The organism is Erythrobacter sp. SN6-5, from assembly GCF_057364945.1.
Map to the genome: position 1 here is coordinate 1,212,068 of NZ_CP200282.1, position 13,994 is coordinate 1,226,061.

Below are 13,994 nucleotides of genomic sequence, written 5' to 3' on the forward strand. Positions count from 1 at the left end.
TGTTCGAGAATCGGGGTGTTTGGTGTCGCCTATGCGTTTTGCAGAGGCGATCTATGCATTCTGCCGATACTGCGACTCGGTGAATTGGATCAGAAAGGTCTCAAGGCAGACACCCGCCTTGGCAATAGTTTTCGATCTGAGGGAGTTTCAAAATGGCATTTGGTCTTGGAAGCATCGTACGTTCGGTCATCAACCCAATAAATTTGGCACAGCTTGCAATGGGCCCAGCGGGATGGGCTGGCCTGGCCATGCGCACCATCGGCGCGCAAATTGGGATGAACTTGATCCAGCAGCTGGGGCAGAAAATTGGATTGCCGCAGCCAATGATTGATATGGCGCAGTCAGCATTTGCATCAAGCGCTGGAATGCCGGGTCTAGCAAGGCAAAACATGCAGGAAGCCATTCAAGGTCTTGCGCAGCAGTTCGGTTTAGGTTTCCGGGATATCGCATCGCTGGAACGTGCGGCAAGAGATGACATGGACAATGGTCTCAACAGTTTGCTTGCGGCAAATTCAGAATCGCAAGAGCAACGCGAGGCACGTGCAAGCCGGGGCGGTAGCTGGCTCATGGCAATCGCTGAAACTCTGGGCCGTAAACTTGATGCGAAGGCATCTAAGCTCGAGAGCATGGCGAGCAAGTTAGATGATGACAAGCCTAGCGCTACCGCTAAGTTTAGCGCCGAATCTCAGCGCTTCTCCATGCTCTTCAACAGCACAAACACTGCGATCAAAACCATCGGTGAAGCGATGAGCCGAAGCGCTAACAAGCAGTAATTAGGACTCGCAATGAACAGCGCCCCGGTGGTATTGATACTCCCGGGGTGTTTTTTCGTGGAGACAAAGAATGAAGCATATTGTTTCGCTAGTCTGTGCTCTGGGGTTAGGGATCGCAGCAAACAGCTCGGCCGCAGCCCAAGACTTCTATATGCCACCCATAATCGATGGTAGCGTGGCTGTAGGTCTGGCCGCGCAAAGCCATGTTCAAAGGTCAGAAGAGCGACGCGCCCAACTAACTGCGCCTAGCAGGTCTGGTATTGATGGCGTTGGCACCAATTTTGACTTCCGCTTTGCGCCAGACAAGTCGCGTACGCGGACAAATCTGCAGAGTTTCGTCAATCGCACCAAAGACAAAGGTGCGGCTGCCGATTTGCAGACGCTGATTGATGGCCAGCCGCGTATCATCGAACTGATTGGTCAAGGCATTGGCAGCTATGGCCTTGATCCACATGACGTCGCCGATGTCTATTCTGTCTGGTGGATTTCGACCTGGCTCGCTGCTCAAAAGCGCAACGATACGCCTGATCGCGGCACGATCGAAGCCGTTCGTGAGCAAGTCCGCTCAGCCATGGCATCGACATCTGAGTTCTCAGGAACAACCGATGCACAGCGGCAAGAATATGCCGAGGCGCTTTTGCTTCATACGGCTGTGATGGACGGTGCTATTGAGGAAGCTAAAAACCAGCCAGCCACGCTAGAGAAGTTGGCAGGGGCCGCACGTCGGGCCGCCAAAGAGCATGGTCTCGACCTATCCTTGATGACGCTCACAGCGAATGGATTTGTCCCTCGGACAGGTGCCGACGCGAGCGAAGCGGTTGAGGGCGAGGCCGCCCATGCTTTGGCTAAGGACGGTTCGTCGGAGCAGAGCGATGGCAGCGATTCCTCGATGGGAATTGCCCTGGCCGCAGGTGCTGGTCTCGGCCTGGTGTTGCTCGCTGGCGGGGCGATCCTGCGTAAAAGCTAAGGCGCTCTGCCGAAATCCAAACGAGATTGAGCGGCGGCGTCATTGATTTGGCGTCGCCGTTTCTATTGGGCCGCACTATCCCGACGTGTTGACGCAGGGCGGAAACCTTACCGACAAACAAAAAAAGGGCGGCACCTTGCGGTACCGCCCTCCTATCTGCGGGCGCTTCAAGACACCCACAAAACTCTGGTCAAGATGACTTGAGCGAGCCCGTTACTTAAGTTCGACGGTACCGCCAGCAGCTTCGATCTTGCCTTTGATTTCTTCAGCTTCAGCCTTAGCAACGCCTTCTTTAAGCGGCTTCGGTGCGCCTTCAACAAGACCCTTGGCTTCGGTGAGGCCCAGACCAGTGATGGCGCGGACTTCTTTGATAACCTGGATTTTCTTGCCGCCGTCGCCGGTGAGAATGACGTCGAATTCGTCTTTCTCTTCAGCAGCCGGTGCGTCGCCGCCAGCCGCAGGGCCAGCAACAGCAACAGCAGCAGCGGCGCTTACGCCCCACGCTTCTTCAAGTGCGGTTGCGAGTTCAGCTGCCTCAAGGACGGTCAGCTTCGAAAGTTCTTCAACAAGCTTGGCAATATCAGCCATGATGTTCACTCCAAAAATTTGGCAGGGCGGATGGGTTCATCCCAAGGCCCCCAGTATGTTTCGTCTCTAATAAGAGCGTCTCTTAAGCAGCTTCGCTGGCGCCGTAGGCACCAAATACACGGGCAAGCTTGTTGGCGGGCGCGTTGACGACCTGAGCAACCTTGGTTGCTGGCGCGTTGACGAGACCCACAAGTTTGCCGCGCAGCTCGTCGAGGCTTGGCATCGAGGCGAGTGCCTTGACCCCAGCTTCGTCGAGCACCTGCGTGCCCATCGATCCACCGACGATTTCCAGCTTGTCGTTCGACTTTGCGAATTCGACTGCTGTTTTGGCTGCGGAGACTGGGTCTTCCGACCAAGCCAGCGCAGTTGGGCCGGAGAGAAACTCTTCGATCCCGGTATAATCGGTGTCTTTCAGGGCGAGCTTAGCAAGACGGTTCTTCGCAACCTTATAAGAAGCACCGGCTTCACGCATCTTGCCGCGCAGTTCAGTGGACTGGTCCACCGTCAGGCCGAGGTTGCGGGTGACAACGACCACGCCAACGTCTTTCAAGATGTCGTTGAGCTGGGCAACCGCATCGGCTTTTTGCGAACGATCCATGCTTTTGCTCCTTCACTAATGATCGCCCGGCATATGCCAGACGACCGGCTCACAATTGGCCTTGCCGCTAACCGACAAGACCGAATGTCCATTGATGGGGAAGGAGGATGCCGGTGAAGCATCAAAGGGGCCGCCGAATAGGGAGGCCTGAAATCTCTTTTCCCCGTCTAGGCTGGAAATTAAGAAAGCCAGATTGCCTTCACCAACTGTCTTGGACGGATGGCTGCCGAAACAGCCGAGGCGCGCAATTAGCCTACGCGCCCCGAATGTCAAGCTATTGTGGTTCGAATGAGAGTAGGTCGCCCGGTTGACAGTCGAGCTCGCGGCAGATGGCCTCAAGGGTTGAGAAGCGAATTGCCTTGGCTTTGCCGGTTTTCAAGATTGACAGGTTGGCAAGGGTCAGGCCCACACGCTCGGCCAGCTCGGTAAGGGTCATCCGGCGATTGTGCAGCAGGTCGTCTAGCTTTACCATGATATTGGTTCCTTCTTCGGCTGGCATCAGACGGTCCCTTCCAGATCATCGCGCATCGCTGCGCCATGTTTGAACACACGGGCGAGAATGAAGAGTACCACGACCATGATGATGCCTGTTAGGTCGAACCCGGAATCAACATTGAAGTTGGCATCTTCCATGGGTTCAGCCCATTTCGCCAGAAGCAAAGCGAGCCCGGCCAATGGGATTGCCATCACTTGGACAGCGAGCAGCATCCACGCCATGATATTTAACCGGTCGGCATTCTCCGGAACGAATGGATCGCCTTCACCGACTGTTGATATGATCGCGCGCAATTTGCCAAAGAACAGAAAAATCAAAACGACACATCCCATAGCCAGGGCCATCACGCCAAGCGTCGGCATTAGCGGCAATACGCCGACAGCGCCTTCAAATTCCGTGGTGATTTCAGCGTTGATCGCGCTCTGCATGAATACCACCGCGATCAGGCCTACGAGCAAAGCCGCAGCGCCGATTGCCATGAATATCTGCATCAGGATCGTGAGTATTTTGCCTAGCAAGCAGCAAGAGATCATTGGGTTTGTCTGTCATTGGAGAGCCTCCCTTCTATTCTCGATCAAGCCAGCTCGGGCATGGCTGAGTGGATTTGGCTGCTTACATTTGCCTGAGCCGGCGGAACGGTGACGATCACGCCGATTGAAGAGAAAGCCATGAGGACCGCAGCGAAAGCGGCGAATGATTGGGCGCCAAAATTTGTCATATATCGATCTCCTTGATGGTGCATATTGATATTCAATAATTTCGATCTAGGCGTGAGTCGGTTTATTGTCAATCAATAATATTGAAAAACAATATGTGATGCATCGAATAACGAGGTGTGGTGCCTGATCCTCCGGGAGGGGCTGTGCATATCGATTGCGCATTTTGGCCACCCGGAAACGACGTTTTTGATCTCTGCTTAATCGACTCGAGTGCGTGCGGGTTGTGTGGGGGCGAAACTGATGTTTGACTCGGGGCCTGCGAATTCCTACATGCTCGTCAATCGCTCGCTTCGAGCAAAGCCGATTCATACGCGGGAATGGGCTTAGGAATGGAAGCGGCGAGTTTCATATTCGCGACGTTATTACTGAGCTGCTGCAAAGCGATCCTCCTTTAAGGTCTCTTTGCGTGCGGCCTTTTTCGCGTCTGATATGAGGCTGATTTCGCGCGGTGCAGAAATCAATTGTGAGCGACCGGAGATTCTCTTCGGCGACAGATAAAGAGGCAATTTACCTCCATGGCTACTAAGGCAAAGCCCATCAAATCAAAGGGCGCGGCGCAAGGCACGGCCAAGCGGCGCATTCGTAAGATCTTCGGTGACATTCACGAAGTCGTGCAAATGCCGAACCTGATTGAGGTTCAGCGCGAAAGTTACGAGCAATTCCTGCGCTCAGACAAGGAAACAGGCTATGTTTCCGGTCTTGAAAAGACGCTGCGCTCGGTTTTCCCGATCCGTGATTTTGCTGGCTCTGCCGAGCTTGATTTCGTTCACTACGAACTTGAGCCGCCAAAATATGACACCACTGAGTGCCGTCAGCGCGGCATCACTTATGCAGCGCCGATGAAGGTCACGCTGCGTCTGATCGTGTTTGAAGTCGACCAGGAAACGGAAACCCGCTCCGTTCTCGATATTAAAGAACAAGACGTCTATATGGGTGACATGCCGCTGATGACGGAGAACGGCACGTTCATCATCAATGGCACAGAGCGCGTAATCGTATCGCAAATGCACCGCTCGCCTGGCGTGCTGTTTGATCACGATCGCGGCAAAACGCACTCCTCTGGTAAGCTTCTGTTCGCGGCACGCGTCATTCCGTATCGCGGTTCATGGCTCGATTTTGAATTTGATGCGAAAGACATCGTCAACGTCCGGATCGACCGCAAGCGTAAGCTGCCTGTCACCGCGCTGCTCTATGCGCTGGGTCAAGACAGTGAAGAAATCCTGCACTTCTTCTATGACACCGTCACTTGGGAACGCGCGAAAGACGGCTGGAAAATGCCGTTCGTGGCTGACCAATGGCGCGGCCAGAAGCCTGCATTCCCATTGGTGGACGCGAAGACCGGCGAAGAAGTGTTCGCAGCGAACCAGAAGATTTCGCCGCGCGCTGCCAATAAGGCTGCGAAAGACGGCCTCACCGACCTGCTGCTTCCTACCGAAGAAGTCGTCAGCCGCTATGCTGCGCGCGACATGATCGATGAGGCGACCGGCCGCATCTATGTCGAGGCGGGTGATGAGCTGACGCTGGAGCATGTTGAAACGCTCGATAATGCAGGCATCGACAGCCTCGAGCTGCTCGACATAGACGAGATCAACACCGGTCCGTGGATCCGCAACACGTTGAAGGTCGACAAGGCTGAAAACCGTGATGAAGGCCTTGAGGCCATCTATAAGGTGATGCGTCCGGGCGAGCCGCCTACCAAGGAAACCGCAGAAGCCCTGTTTGAAGGTCTGTTCTTCGATGGTGAGCGTTATGACCTTTCCGCGGTTGGTCGCGTGAAGCTCAACATGCGTCTTGAGCTTGATGCAGAAGACACCGTCACGACCCTGCGTAAGGAAGACATCCTCGCCGTGGTCAAAGAATTGGTCGATCTGAAGGACGGCAAAGGCGAGGTTGACGATATCGACAACCTCGGCAACCGCCGGGTCCGCTCGGTCGGCGAATTGCTGGAGAACCAGTACCGCGTTGGTCTGCTGCGCATGGAACGCGCGGTTAAAGAGCGCATGAGTAGCGTCGATGTATCGACTGTCATGCCAAACGACCTCATCAACGCTAAGCCAGCAGTTGCTGCGGTACGTGAATTCTTTGGCTCTTCACAGCTGTCGCAGTTCATGGACCAAACCAACCCGCTGTCTGAAGTGACGCACAAACGCCGCGTATCTGCGCTTGGCCCAGGTGGTCTGACGCGTGAGCGCGCGGGCTTTGAAGTGCGAGACGTTCACCCGACCCACTACGGCCGGATTTGCCCGATTGAAACGCCTGAAGGTCCGAACATCGGCCTTATCAACTCGCTGGCATCGTTCAGCCGGGTCAATAAATATGGCTTTATTGAAACACCGTATCGCCGGATTGAAGACAATAAGGTCACTGGTGATGTGGTCTATCTCTCCGCAATGGAAGAGCAGAAACACACCGTTGCCCAGGCATCGGCTGAACTCAATGAAGATGGCTCTTTTGTTGAAGAGTTGATTTCAGCGCGTCAGAGCGGCGATAACTTGATGGCTCCGAACGAGCAAATCACGCTCATGGACGTGTCGCCTAAGCAGCTCGTCTCGGTCGCGGCATCGCTCATTCCATTCCTGGAAAACGATGACGCCAACCGCGCGCTGATGGGTTCGAACATGCAACGTCAGGCTGTGCCATTGGTCAAGGCGGAGGCGCCTTGGGTCGGCACCGGCATGGAAGAAACCGTGGCCCGCGATAGCGGCGCTGCGATCGCGGCGAAGCGCGGCGGGATTGTCGACCAAGTCGACGCGACCCGTATCGTGATCCGTGCAATTGGCGATGTTGAGCCCGGCCAGTCCGGCGTCGACATCTACACGCTGCAAAAATTCCAACGCTCAAACCAGAACACTTGCATCAACCAGCGCCCGCTGGTGAAGGTTGGTGAGACGATTGAACCGGGTGATATCATCGCCGATGGTCCTTCGACTGATCTGGGTGAGCTGGCGCTGGGTAAGAACAGCCTCGTCGCCTTTATGCCTTGGAATGGCTATAACTACGAAGACAGTATCCTGATTTCGGAGCGCATCGTGAAAGATGATGTCTTCACATCGATCCATATCGATGAGTTTGAAGTCATGGCCCGCGACACCAAGCTTGGCCCAGAGGACATCACGCGCGACATTCCAAATGTCGGCGAAGAGGCTCTGCGCAACTTGGACGAGGCTGGCATCGTCTACATCGGTGCAGAAGTGCATCCTGGCGATATTCTGGCCGGTAAGATCACGCCAAAGGGCGAAAGCCCGATGACGCCGGAAGAGAAGCTCTTGCGGGCGATCTTTGGTGAGAAGGCCAGCGATGTGCGCGACACCTCGCTGCGTCTGCCACCAGGTGTTGCTGGCACGGTTGTGGAAGTTCGCGTGTTCAACCGTCACGGCATCGAAATTGATGACCGTACCCGGGCGATTCAGAACGAAGAGATCGAGCGTTTGCGCAAGGATGCGGCCGACGAACGCGGCATTTTGAACCGGGCGACCTATAACCGCCTTCGTGATATGCTGGTTGGCCAAACCATCGCTGCAGGTCCAAAGGGCGTGAAGAAGGGTGACAAGATCACCGCCGACATGCTCGAGGGTATTGAGCGCCACGAGTGGTTCAAATTCGCTGTTGCGGCGGACAAGCGCCAGACCCAAATCGAAGCGGTTAAGTCGCAATATGACGAAGCCGTTGGCGGGATCGATGCGAAGTTCGAAGACCGTAAAGAGAAACTGGAGCGTGGTGACGAACTCGCACCGGGCGTGCTCAAGATGGTCAAGGTCTTCGTCGCCGTGAAGCGCAAGCTTCAGCCAGGTGATAAGATGGCTGGTCGCCACGGGAACAAGGGTGTGATCTCTCGCATCCTTCCGGTTGAAGACATGCCATTCCTCGAAGACGGTACCGCTGTTGACGTGGTGCTGAACCCGCTGGGCGTGCCATCGCGTATGAACGTCGGGCAGATCTTCGAAACGCACCTCGGCTTTGCGGCTCGCGGGCTCGGCATGGATATCGCAGAGAAGCTTGAAGAGTGGAAAGCGGCCAATCCGAATGCGCGTCAAGACTATGCCAAGGCGAAGCCGCCAGAGGCTGTGCTTGACCGTCTGAAGGATGTTTACGGCGAGGCGTATCATGAGGATCTGGCAAGCCGTTCAACCGAGCAGATCGTTGATCTGGCGGGGAACCTCACCGCTGGTGTGCCAATGGGTACACCTGTGTTTGATGGTGCGCGCGAGCCGGACGTTTCGGACATGCTGGTGAAGGCTGGTATCGACAGCTCTGGTCAGTCGGTTCTGTTCGATGGCCGCACGGGTGAGGCATTCGACCGTAAGGTCACTGTGGGCATTATCTACATGCTCAAACTGCACCACTTGGTCGATGACAAGATCCACGCTCGTTCGATCGGTCCATACTCGCTCGTCACCCAGCAGCCGCTGGGCGGTAAGGCGCAGTTCGGCGGACAGCGCTTTGGTGAGATGGAGGTCTGGGCATTGCAAGCTTACGGTGCCGCCTACACCTTGCAGGAAATGCTCACCGTTAAGTCGGATGACGTCATTGGTCGTACCAAGGTCTATGAAGCCATCGTCAAGGGTGATGATACCTTTGAGGCGGGCATTCCAGAGAGCTTCAACGTTCTTGTGAAGGAAATGCGCAGCCTGGGTCTCAACGTTGAACTCAAATCTTTGTCTGACGGCGAAGATGGCGATGATGATCAGTGGCCTGAGGCAGCGGAATAAGCGGAGTGGCTGTTTAGCCCTCCCAACCCCGCTCCTAGGATTCACCCGCAAGGGAATGTGAAAAATGAACGAACTTACCAAATTCACCAACCAGCTGGCCAAGCCGGAAACTTTTGACCAAATCCAGATTGGCATTGCCTCGCCAGAGCGCATTCGCAGCTGGTCATTTGGCGAAATCAAAAAACCGGAAACGATCAACTATCGTACGTTCAAGCCTGAGCGTGATGGCCTGTTCTGCGCTCGTATCTTCGGTCCAGTAAAGGACTACGAATGCCTGTGCGGCAAGTACAAGCGCATGAAGTACAAAGGCGTCGTCTGCGAGAAGTGCGGCGTTGAGGTTACCGTTACCAAGGTTCGCCGTGAGCGGATGGGGCACATTGAACTGGCCGCGCCGGTTGCGCATATCTGGTTCCTGAAGTCACTGCCATCGCGCATCGGCTTGCTGCTCGACATCCAGCTTAAGCAGCTTGAGCGCATCCTCTATTTCGAGAGCTATGTAGTGATCGAACCGGGCCTGACCCCGCTTGAGAAATTCCAACTGCTGACCGAAGACGAGTTGCTCGAAGCTCAGGACGAATACGGCGAAGACGCGTTCTCTGCCGACATCGGCGCAGAGGCGGTCAAGCATATGTTGATGGATCTCGATCTTGAGCAAGAGCGCGATGACCTGATGGAAGAGCTGGCGACCACCAAGTCGACGCTCAAGCCGAAGAAGATCATCAAGCGTCTCAAGGTTGTTGAGAGCTTCATCGACTCGGGCAACCGCCCTGAGTGGATGATCCTCGAAGTGATTCCTGTGATCCCGCCAGAGCTGCGCCCACTGGTGCCGCTGGATGGTGGTCGTTTTGCAACCTCGGATCTCAACGATCTTTATCGCCGCGTGATCAACCGGAACAACCGTTTGAAACGTCTGATTGAACTGCGCGCGCCGGACATCATCGTCCGTAACGAGAAGCGTATGCTGCAAGAGGCTGTTGACGCACTGTTCGACAATGGCCGCCGTGGCCGCGTCATCACCGGCGCTAACAAGCGCCCGCTCAAATCCCTCAGCGACATGTTGAAGGGTAAGCAAGGCCGTTTCCGTCAGAACCTGCTTGGTAAGCGTGTCGATTACTCTGGCCGTTCGGTCATCGTGACTGGCCCAGAGCTGAAACTGCACCAGTGCGGCCTGCCGAAAAAGATGGCGCTCGAGCTGTTCAAGCCGTTCATCTATGCCCGCCTCGATGCGAAGGGTCTCTCGATGACCCTGAAGCAAGCGAAGAAGTGGGTTGAGAAAGAGCGCAAGGAAGTATGGGACATCCTTGACGAAGTGATCCGCGAGCACCCGGTTCTGCTGAACCGTGCGCCAACGCTTCACCGTCTTGGCATCCAGGCGTTCGAGCCGGTTCTGATTGAAGGTAAAGCGATCCAGCTTCACCCGCTGGTCTGCTCGGCCTTTAACGCTGACTTTGATGGCGACCAAATGGCCGTTCACGTTCCGCTGAGCCTCGAGGCTCAATTGGAAGCGCGCGTCCTGATGATGTCGACCAACAACATCCTTTCGCCTGCCAATGGTAAGCCAATCATCGTTCCTTCGCAGGATATGGTGCTCGGCCTCTATTATCTCTCGATGGAGCGCCAGGAACACGCGCCGGAATTTATCGAAGAGAAAGACGGCACCAAGATCGAGAAGCTTCCGCGCTTTGCTGATATGGCCGAAGTGCACCAGGCGCTCGAAACCAAGTCTGTCACGCTCCACACCAAAATCATCGCCCGCGTCCCGCAGGCCGATGAAAAGGGCAAGGTCGTGATGAAGCGTTTCGTCACCACGCCGGGCCGGATGCTGATCGGTGAATGCATGCCGAAGAACCACAAGGTTCCTTTCGACATCGTCAACCGTCTGCTGACCAAGAAAGACATCGGCGATGTGATCGATGAGGTCTATCGCCACACCGGTCAGAAGGACACTGTCCTGTTTGCCGATGCGATCATGGTTCTTGGTTTCCGTCACGCGTTTAAGGCCGAGCATCAGCTTCGGTAAGGACGACATGATCATTCCTGACAGTAAGGAAGGCATGATCGAGGAAACCAAGTCGCTGGTCGCTGACTATGAGCAGCAGTATCAGGACGGCCTGATCACTCAGCAAGAGAAGTACAACAAGGTGATCGACGCTTGGAGCCGCTGCGGTGACCAAGTGGCCGACGCCATGATGGACGAGATTAAGGCTCAGCCGATCGACAAGGATGGCCGCGAGGCTCAGATCAACTCGATCTACATGATGGCTCACTCAGGTGCGCGTGGTTCACCCGCTCAGATGAAGCAGCTGGCTGGTATGCGCGGCCTGATGGCCAAGCCTTCGGGCGAGATCATCGAGACCCCGATTATCTCGAACTTTAAAGAAGGCCTGACCGTCCTTGAGTACTTCAACTCCACCCACGGTGCGCGTAAAGGCCTCGCTGATACCGCGCTTAAGACGGCAAACTCGGGTTACCTAACCCGCCGTCTGGTTGACGTGTCGCAAGACTGCGTCATCGTTGAGCTGGATTGTAAGACCGAGAACGCGCTGGAAATGCGCGCCATCGTTCAGGGTGGTTCGGTTATCGCATCGCTTGGCGAGCGTATTCTTGGCCGGACAACGGCGGAAGACATCGTCAACGCATCGACCGGCGAAGTCATCGTGAAGTCTGGCACTCTGCTCGACGAAGCGATGGTGAAGGAAATCGAGGCGGCTGAAACTCAGTCTGCGAAGATCCGCTCTCCGCTCGTTTGCGAAGCCGAGCAAGGCGTTTGTGGTAAGTGCTACGGGCGTGATCTCGCTCGCGGTACGCCGGTAAACATTGGTGAGGCTGTCGGTGTTATCGCGGCTCAGTCCATCGGTGAGCCGGGCACGCAGCTGACCATGCGGACCTTCCATATTGGCGGCGCGGCTCAGCTGAATGAAACCTCGCACCTTGAGGCGATTTCGGATGGTAAGGTCGAACTTCGCGACATGCCAACGATCACCGATAAGAAGGGCCGGATCCTCTCGCTTGCTCGAAACGGCGAAATCGCTGTGATCGATGCTGAGGGCCGTGAGCGTGAAATGCACAAGGTGCCTTATGGTACCGTGCTGATGTTCAAGGACGGCGCGAAGGTGAAGGTGGGTGACCGCCTGGCCGAGTGGGATCCGTTCACTCTGCCAATCATCACCGAGCAATCGGGCGTCGTGAAGTACCAAGACCTTGTCGAAGGTACGACATTGGAAGAGCGCACTGATGATGCCACCGGTATCGCCCAGCGTGTTGTGACAGAGAACCGTGCAACCGGCCGCAAGAAGAAGGAAGACCTGCGTCCGCGCATGACCCTGCTTGCTGAAGGTCAGACCGATGCGGATGAAACCGAGGCTCAGCGTTACATGCTGGCTCCGGGTACGACCCTGTCGGTCGATGATGGTCAAACGGTTGAAGCGGGCGACATCCTCGCACGTGCCAGCCGCGAAGCTGCCAAGACCCGCGACATCACCGGTGGTCTGCCGCGTGTGGCGGAATTGTTCGAAGCGCGTCTGCCAAAGGACATGTCAGTCATCGCCAAGATCTCAGGCAAGATCGAATTCGTTCGCGAATACAAAGCGAAGCGTAAGATCGCGATCGTGCCGGAAGAAGGTGATGCAGTCGAATATCTGATCCCCAAGACCAAGGTGATCGATGTGCAGGAAGGTGACTTTGTGAAGAAGGGCGATACGCTCATCTCCGGCTCGCCCAACCCGCATGACATTCTGGAAGTCCTCGGCGTGGAAGCGCTGGCGGAATATCTCGTTAACGAGATCCAGGAAGTTTACCGACTGCAAGGCGTGAAGATCAACGACAAGCACATCGAGACCATCGTTCGTCAGATGCTGCAAAAAGTCGAGATCACCGATGGCGGAGACACCACTCTGCTGCCTGGTGAGCAAGTTGATCTGGAAGAAATGAACGAGGCCAACTCGAAGCTCACCAAGAGCAAGAAGCCTAGCCAGTGGCACGCCGATCCTGCTCGGGATCACTAAGGCGTCGCTGCAAACCCGTTCGTTTATCTCTGCCGCTTCGTTCCAGGAAACCACGCGTGTTCTGACGCAGGCTTCGGTTGAGGGTAAGAAGGACACGCTGATCGGGCTCAAAGAGAACGTGATCGTGGGCCGCCTGATCCCGGCCGGTACCGGTGCGGGCATGAATCGTATGCGGGTGACAGCATCAAGCCGCGATGCAGCGCTGAAAGCTCAGTGGAAGAAGCAGCAGGACGCGTTGGCTGCGGCTGGTGCGGCGGAAGCTGAACCAGAAGCTGATCCAGTGTCGAGCGAAGAAGCCATGAAGGCGGCGATGGCCGCTGCGGCTCCATCGCCTGCTCCTGAAGAAGGCGGCGCTGAATAAGCGCAAGCAGTTTGGCTGCATTTGTAGCTCAACAGACAAGGCCCCGCTGGAGCTTAAGTGCTTCGGCGGGGCCTTTTGTATTTGATGTCGCTTGCCGTAATTCTCGCTCGTGATACGTTCCATGTGTCAAATGGAGAGGGGTGAGGGGTCTAAAATGAAAAGGTTTTTTCTGACGGCTGCAGCCGTATCTGGCCTGTTGGTGCCCGCTGGGGCATGGGCACAGGATGGGGCGGAGACGATTATCGTCACTGGCTCGCGCTCGGATCGCGGAGATTTCGACGAGTATTACGATGATGAGCAATCCGCGATCGGCCTCACCCGCAAGGCGGACTATTTCGTCAAACCAATCTACGTGAACTCGGATTCGCGCGAAGAAAATGTCCGCCGTAGCGAGGTCGATGCGATGCTTCGCGCCGTTATCGAGCGGGCAGAGGCAGAAGGTATCACTCTGGTTGCGGGCCAATACAAGCTCTCGCCCCTGACACTTGAGTCGATGGAAGACTTGCTCGTCTATGGCCGTGGCAACAGGCCAGACACTACGCGGGTCAGACTTTATGCGCGTCTTCCGGTTGGAGGTAAATTTAGGGGCCAGGACGAGGTCGATGAAACAATCCAGGCCTTTCGTAAGAATGTGCTTAGCTACGGGACGGTCATATATCGAAACGGGGACTACCGATCTCGCGATAGACAATCCCGATCAATACCGCGGTTCGGTAGTTAAGGCGATCGCAGACGAGTCCAGGAGGTATGCCGCAATGTTCGGAAGCGATTACGGAATC

At 55.7% G+C, this 13,994-nt stretch carries 9 protein-coding genes and 1 pseudogene; 5 read left to right on the forward strand and 5 right to left on the reverse strand.

Annotation, left to right across the window (positions count from 1 at the left end; genetic code table 11):
- Positions 1-152: 152 nt before the first annotated feature.
- Together AC0V6Z_RS06055 and AC0V6Z_RS06060 are read left to right on the forward strand one after the other, a co-directional pair.
- Positions 153-773 (forward strand): hypothetical protein, encoded by a 621-nt coding sequence (locus AC0V6Z_RS06055; protein ID WP_472640456.1) that lies wholly within the window; start codon positions 153-155, stop codon positions 771-773.
- A gap of 151 nt (positions 774-924) precedes the next feature.
- Complete coding sequence (locus tag AC0V6Z_RS06060; protein WP_472640457.1) at positions 925-1,740, forward strand: DUF6683 family protein; 816 nt, start codon at positions 925-927, stop codon at positions 1,738-1,740.
- 213 nt (positions 1,741-1,953) lie between these two features.
- Here the strand turns inward: AC0V6Z_RS06060 and rplL are convergent, their stop codons facing one another.
- The 5 genes from rplL to AC0V6Z_RS06085 all read right to left on the reverse strand — a co-directional run bounded on the left by rplL (position 1,954) and on the right by AC0V6Z_RS06085 (position 4,140).
- Entirely contained in the window at positions 1,954-2,328 is a 375-nt protein-coding gene (gene rplL / locus AC0V6Z_RS06065) for a 50S ribosomal protein L7/L12 (protein ID WP_472640458.1), read from the reverse strand.
- A gap of 82 nt (positions 2,329-2,410) precedes the next feature.
- Positions 2,411-2,926: a 50S ribosomal protein L10 gene (rplJ, locus tag AC0V6Z_RS06070; protein WP_472640459.1), complete on the reverse strand. Its 516-nt coding sequence runs from the start codon at positions 2,924-2,926 to the stop codon at positions 2,411-2,413.
- A 274-nt stretch (positions 2,927-3,200) separates the two neighbouring features.
- On the reverse strand, positions 3,201-3,425 hold the full coding sequence (locus AC0V6Z_RS06075; RefSeq protein WP_472640460.1) for a helix-turn-helix domain-containing protein: 225 nt from the start codon (positions 3,423-3,425) through the stop codon (positions 3,201-3,203).
- Positions 3,425-3,940: a DUF2975 domain-containing protein gene (locus tag AC0V6Z_RS06080; RefSeq protein WP_472640461.1), complete on the reverse strand. Its 516-nt coding sequence runs from the start codon at positions 3,938-3,940 to the stop codon at positions 3,425-3,427. Before AC0V6Z_RS06080 ends, AC0V6Z_RS06075 begins: the two co-directional genes overlap by 1 nt.
- Positions 3,941-3,996: 56 nt before the next feature.
- Complete coding sequence (locus AC0V6Z_RS06085) at positions 3,997-4,140, reverse strand: hypothetical protein (protein WP_472640462.1); 144 nt, start codon at positions 4,138-4,140, stop codon at positions 3,997-3,999.
- A 516-nt stretch (positions 4,141-4,656) separates the two neighbouring features.
- Between AC0V6Z_RS06085 and rpoB the strand changes: the two genes are divergently transcribed.
- The 3 genes and pseudogenes from rpoB (at position 4,657) to AC0V6Z_RS06100 (ending at position 13,936) form a co-directional block, all read left to right on the forward strand.
- Positions 4,657-8,850: a DNA-directed RNA polymerase subunit beta gene (rpoB, locus tag AC0V6Z_RS06090; protein ID WP_472640463.1), complete on the forward strand. Its 4,194-nt coding sequence runs from the start codon at positions 4,657-4,659 to the stop codon at positions 8,848-8,850.
- A 64-nt stretch (positions 8,851-8,914) separates the two neighbouring features.
- A pseudogene (gene rpoC, locus AC0V6Z_RS06095) lies at positions 8,915-13,215 on the forward strand (DNA-directed RNA polymerase subunit beta').
- 154 nt (positions 13,216-13,369) lie between these two features.
- Complete coding sequence (locus tag AC0V6Z_RS06100) at positions 13,370-13,936, forward strand: hypothetical protein (protein WP_472640464.1); 567 nt, start codon at positions 13,370-13,372, stop codon at positions 13,934-13,936.
- The last annotated feature ends 58 nt before the right edge of the window (positions 13,937-13,994 follow it).

Coding starts and splice junctions, on each gene's coding strand:
- rplJ (WP_472640459.1), bottom strand. CDS start 2,926: ATGGATCGTTCGCAAAAAGCCGATGCGGTTGCCCAGCTCAACGACATC.
- rplL (WP_472640458.1), bottom strand. CDS start 2,328: ATGGCTGATATTGCCAAGCTTGTTGAAGAACTTTCGAAGCTGACCGTC.
- rpoB (WP_472640463.1), top strand. CDS start 4,657: ATGGCTACTAAGGCAAAGCCCATCAAATCAAAGGGCGCGGCGCAAGGC.
- AC0V6Z_RS06085 (WP_472640462.1), bottom strand. CDS start 4,140: ATGACAAATTTTGGCGCCCAATCATTCGCCGCTTTCGCTGCGGTCCTC.
- AC0V6Z_RS06100 (WP_472640464.1), top strand. CDS start 13,370: ATGAAAAGGTTTTTTCTGACGGCTGCAGCCGTATCTGGCCTGTTGGTG.
- AC0V6Z_RS06055 (WP_472640456.1), top strand. CDS start 153: ATGGCATTTGGTCTTGGAAGCATCGTACGTTCGGTCATCAACCCAATA.
- AC0V6Z_RS06060 (WP_472640457.1), top strand. CDS start 925: ATGCCACCCATAATCGATGGTAGCGTGGCTGTAGGTCTGGCCGCGCAA.
- AC0V6Z_RS06075 (WP_472640460.1), bottom strand. CDS start 3,425: ATGCCAGCCGAAGAAGGAACCAATATCATGGTAAAGCTAGACGACCTG.